The sequence below is a fragment of the Flavivirga eckloniae genome (assembly GCF_002886045.1).
Classification (GTDB): domain Bacteria; phylum Bacteroidota; class Bacteroidia; order Flavobacteriales; family Flavobacteriaceae; genus Flavivirga; species Flavivirga eckloniae.
On sequence record NZ_CP025791.1, the window covers coordinates 1432008 to 1455388 of the forward strand.

At 32.3% G+C, this 23381-nt stretch carries 15 protein-coding genes; 4 read left to right on the forward strand and 11 right to left on the reverse strand.

Annotated elements, in window-relative coordinates:
- Positions 1–34: 34 nt before the first annotated feature.
- From C1H87_RS05920 to C1H87_RS05935, 4 genes are all read right to left on the reverse strand, one after another.
- The gene (locus tag C1H87_RS05920; RefSeq protein ID WP_102754931.1) at positions 35–1309 is read right to left on the reverse strand and encodes a DUF2851 family protein; all 1275 of its coding nucleotides are present in this window, start codon (positions 1307–1309) and stop codon (positions 35–37) included.
- A 192-nt stretch (positions 1310–1501) separates the two neighbouring features.
- Positions 1502–3241, reverse strand: a complete 1740-nt coding sequence (locus C1H87_RS05925; protein ID WP_102754932.1) for a PAS domain-containing sensor histidine kinase — start codon at positions 3239–3241, stop codon at positions 1502–1504.
- Positions 3235–4362 (reverse strand): FIST signal transduction protein, encoded by a 1128-nt coding sequence (locus C1H87_RS05930; RefSeq protein ID WP_102754933.1) that lies wholly within the window; start codon positions 4360–4362, stop codon positions 3235–3237. The genes C1H87_RS05925 and C1H87_RS05930 overlap by 7 nt, the downstream gene beginning before the upstream one ends.
- A 293-nt stretch (positions 4363–4655) precedes the next feature.
- Positions 4656–6017 carry a pyridoxal-phosphate dependent enzyme gene (locus C1H87_RS05935; RefSeq protein ID WP_102754934.1) on the reverse strand — a complete coding sequence of 454 codons (1362 nt, stop codon included), beginning with the start codon at positions 6015–6017 and terminating at the stop codon, positions 4656–4658.
- A gap of 197 nt (positions 6018–6214) precedes the next feature.
- On the opposite strand from C1H87_RS05935, the gene C1H87_RS05940 reads away from it, so the two are divergent.
- The 3 genes from C1H87_RS05940 (at position 6215) to C1H87_RS05950 (ending at position 8616) form a co-directional block, all read left to right on the forward strand.
- Positions 6215–7753, forward strand: coding sequence for a MauE/DoxX family redox-associated membrane protein (locus C1H87_RS05940; protein WP_102754935.1), 1539 nt, complete (start codon positions 6215–6217; stop codon positions 7751–7753).
- Between the two features lie 119 nt (positions 7754–7872).
- On the forward strand, positions 7873–8139 hold the full coding sequence (locus C1H87_RS05945; protein WP_102754936.1) for a DUF6520 family protein: 267 nt from the start codon (positions 7873–7875) through the stop codon (positions 8137–8139).
- Between the two features lie 204 nt (positions 8140–8343).
- Positions 8344–8616, forward strand: a complete 273-nt coding sequence (locus tag C1H87_RS05950; RefSeq protein ID WP_102754937.1) for a DUF6520 family protein — start codon at positions 8344–8346, stop codon at positions 8614–8616.
- Positions 8617–9201: 585 nt separating this feature from the next.
- Here C1H87_RS05950 and C1H87_RS05955 read toward each other — a convergent pair.
- The 5 genes from C1H87_RS05955 to C1H87_RS05980 all read right to left on the reverse strand — a co-directional run bounded on the left by C1H87_RS05955 (position 9202) and on the right by C1H87_RS05980 (position 20328).
- The gene (locus C1H87_RS05955; protein WP_102754938.1) at positions 9202–11550 is read right to left on the reverse strand and encodes a zinc-dependent metalloprotease; all 2349 of its coding nucleotides are present in this window, start codon (positions 11548–11550) and stop codon (positions 9202–9204) included.
- Positions 11551–11689: 139 nt separating this feature from the next.
- Positions 11690–13096: a RagB/SusD family nutrient uptake outer membrane protein gene (locus C1H87_RS05960; protein ID WP_102758187.1), complete on the reverse strand. Its 1407-nt coding sequence runs from the start codon at positions 13094–13096 to the stop codon at positions 11690–11692.
- A gap of 33 nt (positions 13097–13129) precedes the next feature.
- Positions 13130–16462, reverse strand: a complete 3333-nt coding sequence (locus C1H87_RS05965; protein ID WP_102754939.1) for a SusC/RagA family TonB-linked outer membrane protein — start codon at positions 16460–16462, stop codon at positions 13130–13132.
- A gap of 408 nt (positions 16463–16870) precedes the next feature.
- Positions 16871–17920, reverse strand: a complete 1050-nt coding sequence (locus C1H87_RS05970; protein ID WP_158655136.1) for a hypothetical protein — start codon at positions 17918–17920, stop codon at positions 16871–16873.
- Between the two features lie 1172 nt (positions 17921–19092).
- Positions 19093–20328, reverse strand: a complete 1236-nt coding sequence (locus tag C1H87_RS05980) for an ABC transporter permease (protein ID WP_102754942.1) — start codon at positions 20326–20328, stop codon at positions 19093–19095.
- Between the two features lie 8 nt (positions 20329–20336).
- Here C1H87_RS05980 and C1H87_RS05985 point away from each other — a divergent pair, with 8 nt between their 5' ends.
- A complete protein-coding gene (locus C1H87_RS05985; RefSeq protein WP_102754943.1) occupies positions 20337–21590 on the forward strand; it encodes an exo-beta-N-acetylmuramidase NamZ family protein in 1254 nt (417 codons plus the stop codon).
- Here C1H87_RS05985 and C1H87_RS05990 read toward each other — a convergent pair.
- Together C1H87_RS05990 and C1H87_RS05995 are read right to left on the reverse strand one after the other, a co-directional pair.
- Positions 21587–22414, reverse strand: coding sequence for a glycerophosphodiester phosphodiesterase family protein (locus C1H87_RS05990; protein WP_102754944.1), 828 nt, complete (start codon positions 22412–22414; stop codon positions 21587–21589). The two genes, C1H87_RS05985 and C1H87_RS05990, sit on opposite strands and share 4 nt — an antisense overlap.
- Before the next feature lie 57 nt (positions 22415–22471).
- The gene (locus tag C1H87_RS05995; RefSeq protein ID WP_102754945.1) at positions 22472–23380 is read right to left on the reverse strand and encodes a hypothetical protein; all 909 of its coding nucleotides are present in this window, start codon (positions 23378–23380) and stop codon (positions 22472–22474) included.
- Position 23381: the final 1 nt, after the last annotated feature.

Sequence of the window (23381 nt, forward strand, 5' to 3'; positions counted from 1 at the left end):
ATATCTAAAAGAAACTTACTGAAAAGTAAAGCTATTACTGTTTAATGATTAGAGAATTGCCAATTGCGCATTGCAAACATTTATTTTTGTCGCAGTATTCTGTTTTAAGCTGAATGAGCGCTTGCGAATCTAATGCTGATTTAGAAATCTCTTTTAAACCATTAAAGGCATCAATAATGCCATTTCTCTCTGAAATAATCGAGGTTGCAATTTTGAAAATTTCTGAATCCATCCTCTGTCCTTTTTGTTTTGCGTAACAGAATTTAAGCGGAATAATTGTATTGATAACCAATAAATCTACAAACGATCTGGTAAGTGTTTTTTTTAATGATTTTGACTCTTTTTGAAAGGTATAATGTGTCTCCCAAAATTTTGACGTTGTTACTTTAAACAGCTTATGAAAATCTCCTATATGATTTGTTTCTATAATCTTAGAAAATAAGTTCTGATGCTCGTAGTACAACCCAGCTAATTGAGACAACCTAATGGTTGGGAAGTTAGACGGACGTAACCTGAAAAACTGGAATGGCAAGACCCGTTTATTTTCCAATTTAAACTTTTGCTTTAAAAATTGATACTCCTTAACCAAACCTAAATAGTAAGTATCTTCGATATCCTTGTTCAACAAACCAGCTTGCCCAAAAAACAATGCTTCTAAGGTTTTTTGATCTGATTGTGTTTTCCTTACTATTGAAAAGTCAATGGATTTTGCCATACTAAAAAACGAATCTCCATTTACTTTAAGTCCGAAATTTTTAGACAGCATTTTAAACAACACTGCTTCCCAGTCGTTTTGAGATTCCTTTAAAAGTAATTCTATGGTTTTAGCTTTTCGTTCTAAACGTTCCAAAAACAGCCGTTCTAACCAATTCTGCAAAACAAAATTGTCGGTACTCATAAAATCATGTTCGCAATTAATCCATTTGTCTTGTTCGACAAACAATTTTTCATAATTCTCCGAGATTGTTTTATCGATAAGCCCTTTTAGTTCTAAAGTTGGAATTACGGTATTATCCTTTCTATAAACATCGGTGTCATGCTCCCAAACCACATGTAAAATAACATTATCGTATGCTTTGTCTTGTTCGTGATTATGCAAAAACCAATCTGATGATTTTACATGAATCTCAACATTTCCTGCCCAGAGTTGTTCATCTATATTAAGTTGGGCATTAAAAAAATCTGGTCCCGAATTTTGGTTATGCTGCCCTACCGTGTTAATTGTAACTGTTTCTCCTGTAACGGCTTTAAGATTATTTATTTCAATCTTTTTGTGTTTCCAGATATAATGTAGAAAATCTTCTTGCATGCAACTAAATTAAAACCACTGTACGTAAATTCCAAATAATATTAAGAAATAACTTACATTTTTAGTGGTTTTGTTTAATTAAAAACTACTTAATTAGTTTTATGAATAACATGTTTCGAACAAATAGTTGACTTGAAGTTGATGTTTGCCTCTAAACTTAAAAGTGTGTTTCCCATAGACAAATTGCAGTCATTACATAGCTTTTTTATTATAATCTTTACTATACGATTTTAGTAATTTATATAACTTTTCGGGGTTAAAAGGTTTCCCCATAAACCCGTTCATTTTATATAATTCTGTTTTTTTCTTTACATCGGTTTGAGCAAAGGCAGTTAAAGCTATTATGGGTACATTCGCTTTATTTTTATCCTGATACTTTCTAATAATTTTAGTGGCCTGATACCCGTTTACCTTAGGCATTTGCAGATCCATCAGTATTAAATCATAGTCAAATTTTTCAAACAAATCGAGAACTTCTTCCCCATTCTCTGCAACTGTAAACGTAATGCCCCATTTACTAAAAAAACGTTTAAGTATGAGTACATTCATCTTATTGTCTTCGGCAACCAGTACGTTTATATCAATAGGACTGTAATCTGGCTGCATTTTAATCATATCTGGCTCATAAACACTAAGCCTGTTGCTTATCTTATAAGTTATTTCAAATGAAAACGTTGCGCCTTTACCAAGCTCGCTTTCTACAACTAAATCACTCCCTTGAAGGTTTAACAGTTTTTTGCTTATAGACAAACCTAAACCTGTACCTCCGTACTTTACGGAAGTTTCTGAGTTTGCCTGCATAAAGCTTTCAAAAATAGATTCCTGCCTGCTTTTCGATATACCTATTCCAGTATCCATTACTTTAAAAACAAGCTTTACTTTATTCTCCTTTACTCCTAAATTTTTAACGCTAAGATTAATACATCCATTTTCGGTAAACTTTAAGGAATTGCTCAATAAGTTTTTAACTATTTGAGTGAGTTTTAATTTGTCTCCAATAATATTATCGGGGACATCGTTTTCTTTTATAACATTAAAGATCAAGCCTTTTTTCTCTGTTCTTAAACCAAAATGGGATTTTATACTTTCTAAAAAATAATTTAAGCTAAAATCTTTCTCTATCAGTTTTAATTTACCGGATTTAATTTTATCAAAATCCAACAAATCGTTTATCAACCCTAGTAAATGTTCTCCGGAATATTTTAGTGCTTTTAGATTTTCTAACTGATGTGGTAAAAAATCTTCCATCAATAATATGTTGGTTAAACCGGTAACTGCATTTAATGGTGTTCTAATTTCGTGAGACATTGTAGATAAGAACTCATCTTTGGATTTACTCGCTCTCTGTAATTCAATTTCTGTCTCTTTTAGGTTTGTTACATCTGTAATAGTACCTATAAAGCCTGTTGAATTACCCTTTCCATCTTTTATAAGTTTTGATTTAACCTCAAACCACATTAATTCGTCATTTCTCTGATGCTTAAATATAAATTTAATGTGTTCCTTTTCTTTAGAAAACAACTCATCAAACCGCTTAAAACCGTCTATATTCTCTCCGTGTAAAAAATGTCTAAAACTTTTACCAACAGCATATTCAATAGGAATTCCTGAATATTCTGCCCAAGCATTATTTAAAAAAGTAAAATTACCATCGAGATCTGTTTCAAAAAGAACACCTCCAATATTATCTACTAAATGCTCTAATTTTTTGTTCGTATGATCTCTTTCTTTTCTTAGTCTTAGATTGGCTACATAGAGCTCTTTAGAACTTTCTTCGAGAATATTTTCAATATGCTTTATATCATTATCGAAACTTTTGTAAGCTTCGTTAACCATATTAAAAAACTTGACAAATTCTGGATTTTCAGAAGAGTCTAACCCTGTTTTTTTTAACTGACGTTTTAAAAGTCTATGGTAATCTTTGCCTAGCATTCTGAAAGCGTTGTAATAGTCATTGTTTGATTGTGCAATTCGCAGGGTGAAAACTCACCAAAAGGCGCAATTTCTCCGTAAGAATAAAACCCTGTAATACTAGGTTTTTCTCCTATTATTTCTCTTACTGCTTCTACTTCTTCTTCTACCATTTGTTTTAAAACCAGGCGCCTGCCTACACAACTAATTAGAATGGCTAGCTCAGAGTCTTCATTCTTATCTTTTTTAGCTCCTATTGCAGAATCTGCAGCGCCATTTATTAATCTATCGATATTAGCCTTCATTAAACGCACATAAGATCCTTCTGGAATATTACCTGCAAATGTTAAACTTTGGTCTTCCTCGTTTATAGCTAAAATAGTTCTCACAATCGGTGTAGAATCTTCGTCTATCCGCATGCTTAATGGGAACAATAATCCCGAACTTGGTAAGTTTTCTGCCTGTTTTCCTAAAAAGGATTTATATAATTTTAAGGCTGGCATACCATCTAATTCGTAAAGCACATTCTTATTAGACTTTGTAACTAAACGCTCAATACCAAAGCTATCCCATCCGCCTTTGGAACTACAACCAACTTTTAAATGCTCGCCATAAAAGCCTAAAGCGATAATGGTTTTGTCGACAATGGCATTACCATTAATAACAAATGTTTTGTTAAAATTAGAACCATCTGCAGCCAACCCTCCTGTAATACTCACATCGGGGATCACCGATTTTAAACCAGATACCAGATCGGCTCCATTAACATTAAGTCCGTCGCTTAAAACCAGTACGTGCTTTAAATCCTTATTAAAAAGGTTCTTTGCCAAGCTTTGTCCTGACTTATAACTACATTCCATATCAACGATTTTGATCGATGTTTTTTTACAGGTCACTTTATCCAACTGTATAGCCGTTAACGATATAGTTTCATCTTTAACAGTTATATCGGATATTTCTCCTGCTGTTGAACACCCTATTATGGTCGTATCTGGATACTTATTATTTATAAAATCTAACACATCCTCTTTGGGAGTAAAATCTGGGGAAACGAAAAGCAGAAATATACTGACTTCAATATTTAAAACTGAAATATCTTCTAGCCAATTATCCTGTTCTAAGGATATTTGTTGAACTTTCATAACTGGTATTTTATGGTTAGCATTTGGGGTAAATGCATTTAATCGATGAAAAAATACATTTCGTCGAAAATATAAAGAAATTCCATATAAACAAAATTTTTTTAAAGTTTTTAACTACAGATAGTTACGGAAAAAATACTAACACACAACCTATTCGTAAGTATAATCGCACCTTCAAGACATAGCTCATATAAAAAAATACTGGAAAAAATATTTCAGTATTTTTTGCTGATTTTCATAAATATAGAACTTTTGAATGCAAACATGTATCTTTTGTAATTTTTTTCGACCAATTACAAAGCACTAATTATATCGTATTTAGTAATAATTTGATGGGTACCGTCTTTTAGCTTTACTAATACAGCGCTATTGCTTCTGTCAATTAATTTGGACACTTCTTCTATTGGCGTATTTTCACCGACTATTGGGAATGGCTTGTGCATGACTTCTTTAATAGGTAAATCTGAAATATCCTTGTTTTCGATATACTTTCTCAATAAATCTGCTTCATCAACCGCACCTACAAATCCTGACGAATCTTCAACCGGTATTTGTGAAATCTTGTATGTCATCATACGCTCAATGGCATGAGATACTAACTCTTCAGTTTTAACTGTTATTAAAGTCTTATCTAAATGATTCTTTTTAATAATGTCATGTGCGCTGGTTAATTCATCTTCAATGAATCCACGTTCTCGCATCCATTCATCATTAAACATTTTACCTACATAACGGCTTCCATGGTCGTGAAACAATACCACTACCACATCGTCTTTCTTAAATTCATCCTTTAATTGTAAAAGTCCTTTTATAGCTGCACCGGCTGAATTCCCTAAAAACATACCTTCTACTTTTGCCAGTTTCTGGGTATAAATTGCTGCATCTTTATCGGTAACCTTAGTAAAGCCATCTATAACATCGAAATCGACATTCTTTGGTAGTATGTCTTCTCCAATGCCTTCTGTGATATAAGGGTAAATTTCGTTTTCGTCGAACAACCCTGTTTCATGATATTTTTTAAAAACAGAACCATAAGTATCTATACCCCAAATTTTTATGTTAGGGTTTTGTTCTTTTAAATATTTTCCCACCCCAGAAATGGTACCTCCTGTTCCTACTCCTACTACAAAATGGGTGACTTTACCTTCTGTTTGTTTCCATATTTCCGGACCAGTGCTTTCGTAATGTGCTGCGGTATTACTCAGGTTATCATATTGGTTTACATACCAAGAATTTGGTGTTTCTTCTGCTAGTCGTTTTGAGGTTGAATAATATGATTTTGGATCTTCTGGTTCTACATTAGTAGGGCATACTACAACTTTACTTCCTACGGCTCTTAGGATATCCATTTTTTCCTTACTCTGCTTATCGCTAATCACACAAACCATTTTGTAGCCTTTTACTATGGCAGCTAAAGCTAACCCCATTCCTGTGTTACCCGATGTACCTTCAATAATGGTTCCTCCTGGCTTTAATCGCCCATCTGCCTCGGCATCTTCAATCATTTTTACAGCCATTCTATCTTTTACAGAATTACCTGGGTTGAAGGTTTCATATTTTGCTAAAACCAAGCAAGGTAACTCTTCAACTAACTTATTTAATTTAACCAATGGTGTGTTACCAATGGTTCCTAATATATTTTCTGCGTATTCCATGTACGTTGTTTTATTTTACAAATTTAGGTTAAAAGTTAGTTTTTGTTGTATTATTCAAAATGAAACCTTTTAAAACATGAATATCAAGCTATCCTTAGTTTTAATTAAATCCCTTTAGTACAAGTATTTATCCGTCTAAAATAAATTTTATCTCGCAACTTTATACTGTTAATAAAAACTCCAATTATTTAATATTTATGAAAATTCACAATAAGCACAAAAATGTTCTGATAGAAGTTATTTGCCTTCTGTATATATTTCTATTTGTATATGCAGCTTTAAGTAAATTAGTCGTTTTCGACGAATTTAAAATTCAAATAGGTCAGTCAACCATGCTCACCTCTTTTGCAGGTATTGTTGCTTGGATAATACCCTGCCTTGAAATCCTAATTGCATTACTGTTACTTATTCCCCGATTTAGATTATTAGGCATGTATGCAGCCTTTAACCTCATGGTTATGTTTTCTGTCTATATTTTTGTTATTCTAAATTTTAGTGATGACATACCATGCTCATGCGGTGGCGTTATTGAAAAACTAGGGTGGACCGAGCATTTAATCTTCAATATTGTTTTTGTTATTTTAGCTTCTATAGGGATCTATATATTAAATGGACAAAAAAAATCACTTCACGCTAAAACCAGTTTTCTTATAACACAAAAAAATCTTTATAAACCCCTTTCAATCAACGCCATTGGAGGTATTTGCTTTATAACGATTTTGTTTGCCTTTACACATAAAGGTACAGAAAGAGATATGAGTTTTCATCGTGGTTTTCTACATGATCCGCCACATAAAACACATGAGTTGGATCTTGAATATAGTGGGTATTATATTGCTGGAGCAGATGAAAAAAACATCTATCTCGGTAACCCTAAATCTCCTTTATATCTCACAGTAGTGGACTCGTCACTTCAAAGAAAAAAAGTCATTCACTTATCAATGGATTTGGACAGTTTACTAACACGTTCTCCACAACTTAGGGTAATTCCTCCTTATTTCTTTTTGATGGATGGCACAGTCCCTTATATCCTTAGAGGGAACATCAAAGAATGGAAAGGATATTCCATGTTGGAAAAACCATTTTATTTTACCAATGTGCAACCTATAGATTCACTTACTCTAGCTATTCGTGCTATGAGTAACAAAACTAATGAATTTTCATTGGGCACCATACATCTATCGGACTCTGGAGCCATGACACTTTCTCATAAACTACTAAAAAAACAGGTGGATGGCCTTTTTGATGTTGACGGGACCCTACAATATAACCAACAAAAACAACAATTAATTTATACATACCGATATCGTAATCAATATATCGTGGCTAATAATAATCTGGAATTACAAGTCTTGGGTAAAACCATAGATACCATCAGTCAAGCTAAGATAAAAGTGGACACCATAGTTTCTAAAAACCAACGCAAAATGGCAGCTCCTCCCCTGAGAATTAACAAATACAGTGCAACCTTTGGGAACTATCTTTTTGTAAATTCCAACCTGTTAGGAAAGAAGGAACCTTTGGTATTATGGAAAAAATCTTCTGTTATTGATGTCTATAATATTGTAAACAACGGTTACCAGTTTAGCTTCTATGTTGAAGATATTAACAAAAGTAAACTAAGATCATTTTGTGTAGTTGATAATACATTTATTGGTCTTATTGGAAACCATTTAGTTACTTATAAGCTAAAAAACCTTCTTAATGAGGTACAGTCATTAGCTGTAAAGCAATAAAATTAAAACCATAAAAAATAAAATAAATATACTAAATAAAATTAAACAATACTGCAGTCAGGGGTAAGATCGAAAACCTGTAAAATAGAGTAGATCATTAATTTTTAAATATCTATATTATGAAATCTAAAATTTTTAAAATCGTTTTACCAGCAATTACTTTAATATTTGCTATAACTGCTTCACTTGCTTTTACCGCTAATGAAGCTCTTACTGATGGATGGTATTTAGATTCTAATGAGGAGTGTCTATTTATTACTCCTCCTGAAGAATGTGATATAACAGGTGATGAAGATTGTACCATGTTTATTTTCGGAACAGGACCTAACACAATAATACATCAGGAATCACAATGCCTTATACCATTGAAAAGGCCAGCACAATAATTTTCTAGAACCAAAAAAATGTAGAGGCGTTCACTATGAACGCCTTTAGGTCTCAATATAAATAGGTTTGATTTTGGATGCCTGTTTTTCTAACAATCAGTATCTAGTATATGTTAATTATCCATCGGTAATAATACTTGTAATCAGGGAAAAATCGAAAACCTGTAAAATAGAGTAGATCATTAATTTTTAAATATCTATATCATGAAGTCTAAAATTTTTAAAATCGTTTTATCGGCTATTACTTTAATACTTGCTATAACAGCTTCGCTTGCTTTTACAACTAACAAAGTTGCAAGCTATATTACTGAAGGAAAATATTTAGATTCTAATTATGAATGCCAATATATAACACCTATTGACTGTTGTGAAACTGGTTGTGAAGATTGTACTGTTTTCATTTTCGGAGCAGGCCAGACAGAAGTATATCTAAAAGTTTCTCAATGTACTATCGTTTTAAAAAAGTGTTCGTGCTAACATCCCTTAGTATTAAACACATTTGATTTTCATTCTATATATTAGAAATTCATTAAAGTCAACTTGAATTTTTAAAGATGCATGACCTTTTAAGTATTAGCTATAATTGAAAAGAAATTCTAAATTTTATCGTATAATTTGAGTATAAGAAGGAAACTCCTTTGGACCCTTTGTCAAAGCTCCTTCCATTTCGCTATTAGAAAATGTAAATAATATATTAAAGTAATTAACCATCACTTTTAATCGATTCATTAGATGGTATTAACAGTCCGTTTTATTAATAATCACGACTTTATCAATAGCCTTAATTATCTGATAGAAAAATTCCCAAAAGGATTCTTTTATTTCTGTGATAAGCTAATTATTTGTTAGATTTGATTCTGTTTTTACAACATTAATTACTTCATTAATCGTTACTAATACAACAAAAAGCTCTAGCAATTTTTACAAGGAAAAAACACTAAGAATAATATGATTTTGAGTTAAAAAAATAACTTACTTACAATAAAGTTATATGTTTCAAAAGTATTTATGGAACATATATATCTTAAAACCAATTGGTAGGCATTATCTCTTTCATAATTTCTAATCTATTTTCGGGGTTTTATTTATTTCCATTAAACACAACTCAAGATGCTTTTTTGTTATTGGTTCCTTAATAGTATTTTTTACTTTTTTAATAGCCTTTTTAACAACAAACAAGGCATTAAACAAAATGGCTCGTGTATAATTACTTAATTTATATTGAACAAAAGCCTTATCTAGCCCACTATTTACAACCAATCTTTTTTTATTGTCTATTTCTAAAGATTGCTTTAATATCATGATGTATGCCAATTGTATTTGTTGACGATAAGGATTTATTTTTACAGTTTTTTCATCCAACTCATGCCACAATCCCACCTGTAAATCATTTAATAAATCGATTATTTTATAACTCCTTTTCATCGTCAAATCCATTTCTTCCAAGTTTCTTAGGCGCTGATGAAAAAACAAACTTCTTAGCACCCTTAATTGCCTATTAGTTATGTTTTCTAAAGTAGAGTTTGTTTCAAACTTTCTTGTAATTTCTGGCAAGATCAACCAATCAGGTTTGTTAAAAGCTTCTTTGATTAGGAACTCTACAGCTTCCTTTTGAATCTCTGTTGATATAGCATTATAAACTGCCCCTTTCTGGTTGCTGCCTTTATGCTGTGTGGTATAACCTCCTACCAAAGACACAATAGATTTCATTTCATTTACCCAATGGTTAAGCGTTTTAAAATATAATCGTTTTAAGGCTATGTTATCTCTTTCATTATGTACTGCCTTTGGCAATAACTTTATAACTCTTTTTAAATTCTCCAACCCAAGAGTAGTCACCTTTATTGGGTTATCACAATCTACGACTTGGCTCGTAGCATCTGGACCAAAACGGCTATTTCTATCTCTGACATCTAGTTTGTATTTATACCAAGGTATGGAATCTTGTTCTTTTATTATTTTTTCTAAATATGGTAACTCGTCGTCGGGTGTTTTTATGTTTTGAAATGATGTGTACCCCCAACGAATTGAGTAAACATCTGTTGGACCTACTTTTTGGTTTAACAATATTGGAGGTATGCTGTCTTCAGGTTGTACTACTGAGTTTTGCTGAGTATAATTCATAACACTAGGAGTATGTCCCATCTTCTCTAACCATTCCTTATCGCGCATCTTTTCAAAAGGGTAAGCATATTCACCATAATGACCATCTTTTAACCCAAAAACATGTCCTGCTTCATGCGCAGTAATCCTTTGGATTAATTCCCCCATTAAATCATCTGGAAATGGATATTGTTGAGCACGCTTATCTAGTGGACTACATCTTATAAAATATTTATCAGATAAATACTCATAAGGTGCACCAATTAGTATATCCCCTTTAAGAATCTCTCCTGTTCTTTTATCTATATAATTATTTACACTTCCTGCCCCTCCAGACCCATACCCTCTATAGTTTGTTCTATCTAACCAGCGAATAAAGGAGTATCGCAAGCTATTTATTGAAAAATTTCTATCATTTATAGGAGGCTCCTTTATAACAATTGCATTTTTAAACCCTGCTGCTTCAAAAGCCTGCAACCATTCTTCTACACCTGCTTTTAAATATGGTTTCCACTTTTCTGGTGTTGCCGGGTCATAATAAAAGGTAATGGGTTTTATTGGTTCACTTAAAACCTGTTCTTTATTCTTTTTAACTAATCTCCATCGCGTAATTGATGCTCTCTCCATTACCGGATTTAAATAATCTTCTTCCTTTCCAAAACCTATTCGATAATTATATAATCTTGGCATCATAGGGCTTGGTAGCAAGAACAAACTAAAATCTATATTAACCGTTAATGGGCCTTGCTCTGAGGAAAATGTCTTGCTTGTTTTTACTTCAATCACATTATCAAATGTTAGTACCTTATCAATAAATGCCAAATCCTGATATACTTTCCCTCTTCCTGAAAGAGGTTTAGGCGTACTTAAAAATAAAGAACTAACGTCAATAACATAACTTGATCCATTAGCTCCTATTGTTAATATTGGAAATATGGCTGGTGTTATCTTGACATCAAACTTATCTTTTGAAGTTTTTTTAGTTACCGGAATTACCCCTCCTACTTTCGATTCGATTTCAGAAATAATTAAATGAATTCTATTTCCTCTTTTTTCCCACTTAACCTGCTGAGGGTTAGAATATTTATGATGTTCTACAAATAACATTGCCTTGTTCAATATAGCTGAAGGGATTTCTAAATAGAGTTTATTATTTAGAAGGTGTGTTAATAAAAAACCTTTTTGAGTCATGATTTCAGATGTAATGACTTCCTGATATGGTTTTACATTATTCATTATTTTCTGAGCATAACTTTGTACGCTTATTATATATAGCATTAAGGTTGCTATTTTAATATAACTTCTCATTGTTCAGATTTTAAATGTTTTTTGATTTTTAGTTTTGAGCTTTCTTCTTGAGAGATTACTCATTTACTTTATTTCACTAAATAGAAAAATTGTAAATGCTTTGTTTTTCCCTCCTTCGAGAGTATGACAAATTAACTAATCAGTACCCATCATTTTGTGGTATTAAATTCGGGTTCAATAAAATTTCAGATTCCGGAATAGGCAATAAAATGTCTTTATCCTGCCAATTCGACTTAACTGGCGCTAATATTTCGGCAGCTTTTCCTAACCTTTTTAGATCGAACCAACGGTGGCCATGTTCTGTAAACAACTCCACACGACGTTCTTGTAAAATTACTCCTAACAACGCATCGGTACTTGCTGCTATTGTATTTGGTAATCCTGCCCGGGTTCTAACTACATTTAAGTCTTCTTGTGCACCCGATATATCACCACGTTGAGCCCGAGCTTCTGCCCGTATTAAATATTGCTCTGCCAATCGAAATACAACTGGGTATTCTTTTGATTCCGCTTCTCCATCTAAATTTTCAGTAGAACCTGCTTCTTTATATTTATATGCATGGTACCAAGTATTTGAACCACTGTTAACACTTCTCGTCCAACTATACTTACGTAAATCATTAGGCTGAAAGGTTTTTACCATTGATTCACTTAAGGTGGGTTTAATACCTGGATTAACTGTAAAAATAAAACTGCCGCCATAGCTTGCGTTTTCACCTTCTACAGAAGGTCTAAATTGCCATATAGTGCTTGATGCGTTTTTTAAAAACACCTTATTTAAGTCTGGTTCTAATACAAAACTATTAATTATGTTGCTTGCCATAGTTTCTGCAAGATGCCACTGGTGTGTATACAGGTATACCCTAGCTAGTAATGCCTTCACAACACCTTTATATACGCGTATGCGTTCACCTGATATATCTTCACTTAACAGATTGGCTGCCTCTATTAAATCTTTTATAATGTAATCATATACTTTATTTATAGGATCACGAAACGCTATTACATTTACTGTGTAATCGGTTGTCCTGATATAGGGAACAGGACCATAAAGTTCTACTAGCAAAAAGTGGAGATACCCTCTAATAAATAAAGCTTCTCCCTTTAATTGATTGTGATCTTCTAAAGATAAAGTCGCGGAATTCTCAACACCTTCTATAATTGCATTTGCAGTATAAATCAAATTGTAGGTATGATTCCACCAACCAGATATTCTTGAATTTGTTGCAGATATTGAATGATCAAAAAATGGATTCTGAATATTAAATTGATCCATTTCATCAGCATACAGACCCAATTCAGAACTATTTCCTCCTTCATATCCAGACATCAAACCTCCATCTCGCATTTCAACGTATATATTTCTTATAGCTGCTGTAGCTGTTGCAGCATCTTGAAAAACATCTGATGATGTTAATTGATTTTGGGGAAGATCCACCTCAACAAAATCATCACAATTACTAAAAAGTAGGATGAATAAAAATGCATGTAATACTTTTATAGAATAGCACCTACAACTAATTAAAGTTTCAATTGTGTATCTCATTTTTATATTTTTATTAAGCGATATCATTATTTTTTAAAAACTTAAACTCAGTCCTAATGTAAACTGACGTAATGTAGGAAATTTATTAGAAACCTGTACATCTGGATCTGCTCCGTCGTATGAGGTAAAAGTAAATAGGTTCTGCCCCTGTAAATAAATACTTAAATCTACTTCTTTTGTTACAGTTTTAGGAATTATATAACTCAATGATACATTCCTCAATCGAATAAATGAGGCGTCCACTATAGCAGCATCACTTCTCTTATAATCATCCCAAGCATCAAACACATTATTATCTGTGATAGAATAACGCTGGATAGGACTTATATCTCCAACTTGTTGCCAACGGTTTAATACCGATACAGGCAGATTGCTCACAGACCTTCCTGGGTAAGTAACCCGACTTAAATAACTGAAAGCTTTTTGTTTTGTAAATTGGAAAAACATCTCCAATTGTAAGTTTTTATACTGGAATGTATTACCCAAACCTCCAAAATATTTTGGAGTGAGATCCTCAAACCTTCTACGGTCATTAAAATCTAAAAATCCATCATTATTATAGTCTTCAAACTGAGCCATCCCGGTCTCCTGATTTACGCCAATAAAATGGTATAGTTGGCTTACTATTAAAGGTTGTCCTATAACCAGACGACTCTGAAAAGTAGAACCTTTCAGCCCTGGAAATGACACCAATTTATTTCTATTAGCTGAGATATTGAAGGTAGTACTCCATGTAAAATGGTCATTTTGAATATTTATAGTATTCAAGTCGATCTCTATTCCGGTATTCTCTACAATAGCATCAAAATTGCTGTTAACCCCTACAAAACCCGTAATAGCCGGCAAGGGCATATTAATCAACTGATTGGAAGACCTGTTACGATACCAAGCGGTTGAAAGTAAGATACGTTTCTTAAAAAACCCCAACTCTAATGCAACTTCCAATTTCTTGGTTTCTTCCCAAGCAAAATCCGGGTTAAACAATCGAGTGGGTGCTAAACTTAAACCATTATAGATACCATTTAGCTTGTATTCGTAAGTGTCAAAAAAGTTATAATTCCCAATATTATCACTTCCTGTAATACCATAACTAGCCCGTAATTTACCAAAAATTAAAATATTGTTATCTTCTAAAAACGTTTCTTCTGAAAATAACCAGGCACTCCCTATAGCTCCAAAATAACCAAATTGCTTTCCAGGTCCAAAACGGGAAGAACCATCACGACGGCCTGTAAGGTTTAAAATATACTTGTCTCGATAGTTAATGTTGATTCTACTAAAGAAAGACTGATATTTATATTCTGATACTATATCTTGAACGGTACTGCGGACATCTGCTTGTGATATATCAAGTAACACATCATTGCTTGGAAAACCCTTCCCATACAGAACCAGTTGTTGCTCTTTAGTGTGTTGAAAAGTAGCACCAACTAGTAATTTTAAAACTGTATTTTCCCCATCATACTGCCAATTAATTTGAGGTTCCACGATCCAGGATTCTCGAACTCCATTGTTAATAACAATATTGGAATGACGACTATCATAAAAAGCTATTCCCGGATTCAGTGCAGTATGCGGTTCTGCTTTATATGAATCCAAATTGTAATTCGTATAACCTAGGTTAACTTTAAACTCTAGCTTTTGTGGAATAGGCTGATAGGACGAGGTAGTATTTGCAATAAGACCTCTAGAATTAGCTCGATATTTCGTTTCTAATAAAGCCAAAGGATTTTGAAACGTTAAGTTTTCCCAGTTTAAGTTCCCTTGATCATCGTAAAGTACGGGTGCGATGGGGGCCAATCTCCTTGCATTTCCTGTGAAATCTATTGTTGGCAAATTATTTATATCTGCATTGTAACTACCTGAAAAATTCAACTTAAAACGACTGTCTTCAGATTGATGATTAATATTAACACGCATCGATGCTTTACTATATTTAGAATCTCCTGGAAATACCGTAGTCTCTACCAGATACCCACCACTTAACAAAAACTGGGTTTGTTTATTCCCTCTTGAAAACGATAATTGTGCATTTTGTCGGTAAGCAGTTCCTCCTAATAATACCTTTTGCCAATCTGTATATCTACTTTGATCCCAGAAGTTTAAATCACGTACTTGAGAACTATAAAGATCGGGGAGAGTTTCAAGGGTATAGCCATCATTGACAAAGGTTTCATTACGTATTTCCAAATATTGTTCGGTATTCAAAAGCTCAATAAAATTAGCAACTTGTCCTAATGTTGTACTAACATTGAATTTAATCTGCGTTTTACCTTCTTTACCTTTTTTGGTTGAAATAAGTATCACACCATTAGCTCCTCTGGAGCCATAAATTGCTGTAGCGTCTGCATCCTTTAATACTTCAATACTCTCAATATCCGTAGGGTTGATGGCATTTAGAGGGCTTACCCCTCTAGAATTGATAATTTGATCACCTACGGCAGTTGATTCTAATGTAGAGGAATCATAGGGTATTCCATCTACCACATACAAAGGGTCATTAGTACTACCATTACTACCGCCCTTGTTTATATCGATAAAATTTTGCCCCCTAATTCTAACTCGAAACCCTCCTCCAGGAAGCCCCGTGCTTTGCGTAATATTTACACCAGGCAAATGTCCTTGCATCGCTGCTAATGGATTATTAACAGGTTGTTTTTCTATGTTTTTTGCATCAATTTTACTGATACTCCCTGTTCGTTCTCGTTCGTTAGTATTGTAATAACCAGCGTTAATAGTTATTGCTTTTAGTTGATCTATTTCTTCTTTAAGAGTTACATTAATTATGGTTTGATTACCTACTACGATTTCTTGCTCCTTATAACCCAAATATGAAAAGACCAATACATTAGCCGAATCTGTAACTGAGATGGTGTATTGTCCATCAAAATCTGTGATCGTACCTTTATTAGCTACTTTAATTAAAACCGTAACACCAGATATTGGCACACCCGATTCATCTGTAACGATTCCTGATACACTAAACTGTTGTCTTTTTAAATTATTTATTTTTTCTTTTATAAGGATGGTATTATTAGTCGAAAAAACCACGCTGACATTTTTTCCAGTCAAAACATGACTCAATAACTTCTTTAAACTAAAAACTCCTTTTCTAAGATTTATATCGGGAAAGTCTTTAAACAAACTATGGTGATACACGAACATATAATTTGTTTGTTTTTTAACGATCTCAAAGACCTCATCTAAAGATACAGAAGCATCCTTTTTTATAACAATTTTATCGTTTTGTGATATATGATATTTTGATGGTAAGCCAATCACCGAATTGCAAAAAGCGAACACAGTAATTATAAGCAAGACATATTTTGTGTGTTTTAATTTAATTTCATTAAATCTAGTGGTCATTTTTAGTTTTATTAAGAGGGAAACTTTTTCAATTATTATCTCCCTATAAAAAATAATTTTCGCAAACGTTTAGTAATACAATTTGCATTGAAACATCATTACACATTTTTTAAGGGATATTATTATTGTTTTTATAAAAACAATAAACAACGTTAAACTAATAACACCTAAACCATTAAACCGGGTAGTAACATATAATACATAAGTCAACTATAACCTAAAATTTTCAGCATTGTTTTCTATAAACACAAATCTGATTACCAATAGTTTACCTCTAAAATTCTTAATCTCTGCAATCAACAAAGTTGGTACATTATCAGTTTGTTTTTTTATTATAATTAATTAGAAGGGACTAAATAGAAACCAAATACAGAACAATCAAAATCTGGAATGAATTCTTTATTCTCTTTATTTCACTTCTAAACTTGTTAAATTTATAGGTGTTATTTCTTTTCTCTTTCCTCTACTTATTTCCATAAGACTACTTTCAACTTCATCTGATATGTCCATATTCGCTTGGACTATAAACTTGTGAGTACCCCTTTTTAGCCATTTAGAAAAAGTATATCTTCCACTATCATCTAATTGATGTTTTTTTGCGACCATTTTTCTAGTCCCACTACTTTCTATTTTATAAAGCATAATATTAGCAATTTGTGCAGGACGTGCATCTATTGTTACTTGCCCCGTTAGTGTGCATTGAAGTTTACTTGCAGTAAAAATGTAAATACTAGCCAATAAACCAAATATAGCATGGGGTATAGCTGTTGCTGTCCATATCATTATCTCTAATGGTTTTGGAATAGTTATAATAAAGTAAATAAATAAACCCACAAGTATTGATGAAAGAATAAATATTGACAACGCCCATATAATGTTTTTTTTTCTTATAGCTTTTAAGTGAATTATAAGAGTTATAAATCCAGCTATTAAAGCAAAAATAAGTTTATAGATATCTATCTTAGACTTAAAAGGGTTTGGAAAAACAATCCATTCTTCATTGCTTTCCTTATCATGAAGTTTTAAGTGCTTAGTTTGATAAGTTTGTTTGCTTACCTTTTCAAAAAGAAAGTCAGACATTCCAATCTCTTTATCATCAAATTCTTGAGGAAATGTAATAGCAATATTAATCGTATCTATCGTTATTGGACGTTCAAAGAGTTCTCTTTCGGGGTTTGTAATGAATGGAAAAGAAGTATTAAACTCAAATTCTGACTTTCCTTCCTGAGTGACCCCAAGTTCGTATCCATTAATAATGGAAAACTTTGCAGGGTGATTATTTGGAGAAATCACTGATAAAATAGTATAGTTTTGTCCTTTAGATAATATAGAAACTTTCACATCATTAGCAGATTCAAAAGAATACATATCTGTTAATTTAAAAGGTAAAGGTAAAAGCATAAGAGGTGATTTATTAACAACACTATCAACTATAGTAACATTAATATCAACATACATTTTTTCCTTGACAATTAGGTTAAGCTGGACATAAGATTGGGAATACCCCAAGTTATAAATAAATGCAATAAAGAGAAACGAATATATACACCTCATAATCGGTATTTAGTTTGGAACAATATTATAATCATCGTTGACATGGAAATGAATTGAACAATTAATAGAGAAATAATTAATCTTTCAACCTTTTCTTGTCTATAAAGTGAGTATTTAAGTATCTGATAATCTTTAATCACGGTACTTTTTTCAACTCTATTATAATCCTCCTTTTCTTTCTCAAAAAAACGATATTTGTCAAAAAAGAAAGGTGTTAAATGCTTAATAGCGTAAATTGACCATGAAAAAATATTAAAGATTGGAGGAATCGTTATAAATAATTTTAGTTTATAAACGATCCTAAATTCGAATATGGTCGTTGACCAGAAAACCTCAATTAGACTTGATGCTAGTAAAAAGATTATGATTCTATTATGCGAATTAGTCAAACGTTTTTGAGTAGACTCATTCTCAATCTGAATTTGTTGTAGTGAGATTTTACTTTTCATTTTTCTATATTTTAAATTCAAACGTATTTACCCAGAAAAAAACTCACAAATGCTTTAAACTTATGGTTAGTACAGGAATAATTGGTAATAAAAACTTTGCATCAAGTTATAACTAACCAAAAGAGGTTAATAACTGTTGAATTTTATGCAATATTGACTATTCACAATACACTGTAAGACTACTTTTTCTGCTTCTTTATTCTTTTTGAATCTTATAAAAATTCACCAAAAGAATATAACGCAACACAAATAGTTTCATTAAAAACTTTGTTTCTTTTATTCAGATATAGTTAAGTAGGAGATTTTGTTACTTTTTAACCCTAAAACCTTTAGATTATCTAAACAACAAAAAAACAAAAATGGGTGGTAGAAAAATATTACAAAGGTAAATTAGAATATAATAAGTAAAAAAACTCTAGTGATAGAGATGGGTGTTAAGTACAAAGAGTTGGTGAGTTTAAATAGCCCATATAAATTATCTCCACTAATACTTGGAATAAATATCACCAATATGTTCAAGCGTCATAAAACTTGACATCTTATATTTCATATTAAAAAATATCTTGAATAAAAATCAATCTTGGAATTGATAAAATACTTTTATCAAATTTAAAAAAACATACGCAACTATTCGAACCTTATAGCTCTTACAGGAGATATTTTTGTAATAATGATAGACGGTATTAAAAGCATAAGCAAACAAAGTATAAGCGTACCAATATTAAGCGCTGCAATGTAACTTAAGTTTATATATACCGGAGCTTCTGTAACGTAATATACACTCGGATCTAACGGAAATAATTTAAAATACTTTTGCGAAAAGAGAAAACCGAGTCCAATTACATTTCCCCAAAATAACCCTAAAAGGATTAAATACGTAGCATTATATAAGAACAGCTTTCTTATACTCCAATTATTACTACCCAAAGCCTTTAATATACCTATCATTTGGGTACGTTCTAGGATTAAAACCAGCAATGCGGTTATCATATTAATACCGGCCACCAGTATCATGATGCCTATAATTCCATAAATGTTTGTGTCGAATATTTGGATCCAATCAAAAATTGAAGTGTACTTATTTTTAATGGTTTCAGAGTTAAGGATGGATGGGATATCCTCATATATTTCAACACCTTTTTTATCAATCTCATTATAATCATCAATAAACACTTCAAAATTTCCTACCTGATCTGGTTTCCATCGATTCATTCTTTGTAAATGACGAAGATCGCCTATAATATAATTGGCATCAAAATCCTGAAATCCTGAGTTATATATTCCAACAATGCGATACGTAATGATATTTGGTAATTTTTCAGGATCGTCTTTACGAAATACCATTTGAAATGTATCATCAAGTTTTAGCTCTAACCTATTGGCTAAATACTGAGACATTAAAACATCTTCATTTCTCTTACCTGTAAAATCGGGAAGTCTCCCTTCTAACAAAAAATCCTTAAAATAGTCCCATTTATATTCGGCACCTACTCCCTTTAAATAAACACCCTCAAAATCGGTTTCGGTTCTAATAACTCCGAACTTTGTTATTATTGCTTGTACGTGGCTAATCCCTTCTACAGTTTTAAACTCTGGATAAAAATCATGTCCTTTTGATATGGGAAAAACACTTTCTTGCGAATTGTTACTATCGTAATTAGTAATGGTTATATGTCCATTAAATGCCACAACCTTATCACGTATCTTTTGTTGTAAGCCTATACCAGTAGCTATGGCAATCATCATAACAACAATACCTATGGCAATTGCTGCAATACCAATTTTTATAATTGGTGCCGATATACTACTTTTATACGCTTTACTACCAATAATGCGCTTTGCTATAAAAAATTCGTAATTCAAATTATATTATGAGGTTTAATATTTTCAAAAATACATTTTTATTATTTGTTATTGTAATGATTTCTTGTGCTTATAAAACAAAAAATGAAATAATTACCAAAAATGAACCACATTATTCGATAAAAAACGTAGAAAAGGATAGTTCTATTGCAGTAGGAGCCAATCAAACCGAAAATTACCTACCGTTATTAGAAAAAAAACGTGTTGGTATTGTTGCTAATCAAACAAGCGTTATTTTCAAGAAAAGCCTTACAGGAAAAAATGATTTTACTCATTTAGTTGATTCTCTGCTAGCTCTAAATATTGATATTAAAAAAGTATTTTCTCCAGAACATGGTTTTCGAGGTCGTGTTGATGCCGGCGAATTGGTTAAAGATGGTATAGATACCAAAACCAACCTACCGCTTATATCGCTTTATGGAAAGAATAAAAAGCCGACCAAAGCACAACTTGAAGGTTTGGATGTTGTTATTTTTGATATTCAGGATGTTGGTGTTCGGTTTTACACTTATATTTCTACGTTGCATTATATTATGGAAGCTTGTGCCGAACAAAATATTCCTGTTTTAATATTAGACAGACCGAACCCCAACGGACATTATATTGATGGCCCGACCTTAAAAATCGAAAACAAAAGCTTTTTAGGTATGCACCCTATACCATTGGTGCATGGCATGACGATTGGTGAATATGCCCAAATGATTAATGGTGAGAAATGGTTAAAGAATGGTTCTCAATGCAAAATAACTGTGATTCCTGTAAAGCATTACACCCACGATAGGTTTTACAGCCTGCCTATACGACCTTCTCCCAACTTGCCTAACGATCAATCAATAAAACTATATCCTAGTCTTGGACTTTTTGAGGGTACGAATATAAATGCTGGTCGGGGGACTGAATTTCAATTCCAACGATTTGGTGCTCCTTTTTTGAATAAGGATGTCTTTAATTTTAACTACACACCTGTTTCTAACTTTGGCGCTAAATACCCCAAACATAAAAACACCATGTGTTATGGTAAAGATTTAAAGGATGAAGAACTAAATGGTGTTATGACATTGAAATGGGTCATTGAAGCTTATCAAAATTCCACCGACACATCCAAATTTTTCAATACTAACAATTTTACCAAACATGCTGGCACAGATAAACTGCAACAACAAATTGAAGCAGGTTTAAGCGAAGAAACTATAAAGGCCACTTGGAAAAAAGACCTAGACGCTTTTAAACTAATTAGAAAAAAGTATTTGCTTTACGATTAATCTTTTAAAATTTGAATCAATCTATTGGGGTAATCGGTAATAATACCATTAACATTTAAATCGATCATTTTTAATAGATCCTCATTGGTATTAACCGTCCAAGGGATTATTAAAAAGTTATTAGCTTGTAATGTATTAACAGTTTTGGCATCTAACAGCTTATAGTATGGACTAATAATTTCGGGAGCGTAAGACATTTTACTCATTTTACTTTGAATACTTTCGTCTTCATCTACTAATAAAGCTACTGTTATTTTTGGGGATTGTTCTTTAATTTCCTCTAAAACCCGTAAATCGAAACTCTGCAAATTTGTTTCGTTAAAAGCATTGTTTTTATTTACAACGTCTAAAACCAACTTTACAAACTCATTTGGCTCTGGCGTATAAATGCCATCATATTCCGGTCTTGATTTTAATTCGATATTAAATTTTATGTTTGGGTTTTTATTTTTTGAAATCCTGATAACCTCTTCCAAAGAAGGTTTATAGGTCTTCATCTTTTTTTGCTCCGGAAACCTGGGATGTAACTTAGTACCGCAATCAAACTGTTTTATACTGTCGAATGTCATTTGATACAGGTTATACTTTTTATCAAAGGCTTCTAAAATTTCATTTCCATCGGTATCCAAACAGTACGTTCTACTTATATAGGGCTCGTGAGACACCACAACAATACCGTCTTTTGAAACTGCTACATCAAGCTCTAGAGTATGAACCCCTAGATCGATGGCTTTTTTAAAAGCCTCAATAGTGTTTTCTGGTAATAGTCCCCTACATCCCCTGTGTCCTTGAATATCTATAAATTTTTCTTCTTTACAATTCATAAACAAACTAATAAAAAGTAAAAATACTATACCTCTAAAACAAGTAGACATTCTAATTTATCTGTTTTCTGTTTCCAACTTAAGTCTGTTATAAATTGGTTCAAAATCTATCATATACGTTCCAACAGTTTCCCCCCAACTAGAAAAAAACAAATACTTTTTATCTTGGGTAACATAAGGCCCCCAATTCCATTTGGAAACGCTATGAACTTCTGTACCTAAACTCAATGGTTTAGACCATGTTCCATTTTTATTTTTGAACGATATGAAAAGATCGGCATTACTATAAAACTTATAGCTTTTGGTGTTGTTTTTCTTATTAATCAATAATATTAAAAATGATTCATCTGGAGCGACATAGAGATCCATAAAATCGCCCTTTACATTAAAATTTAATCTTTTAGTAACAGTGTCCGATTTAGTAACCATAACATGGAAAACGTCTTGAATCTTATCATCTCCCTGAATTCCAGAGGAATAATAAAAACTATTTTCTCTAGGCGCCTGTAAATAGTGTGACTTCTTTAAAGACTCTATAAATCGTTTGGGTTTGGACCAGTCATTCCCAATTTTTCTAGAATAAATGCCTTTTGGAGACAAGGTATCGTCGTATTGAAAATACATGGTTTTCTCATCCCTTGAAAGTGCTGGCGCCCCAGAGCTATCTGCAAAAACCACTTGAGGTTTGCTCCATTTGCCTTTATTAAATTCAAGTTTCATAATGTCTGCTTTAGAAATTGAATTATATCCGTTTCTAACTCCATAGTATAGGGTTTTCCCATCCTTGGAAATTGCTATACGCTCTGTTGCCATAAATCCTTTTTCCATCTCGAAATTGACTAAAACAGGTTTTCCATTTGGTATAGAATCCACTAATAAATGTAAATACTTTGAATCTTGTCCAAATCCCTTTTGCCCCCAAATGACTAGGATTAAAACTAATAGAATATATCTTATACGTTCCACG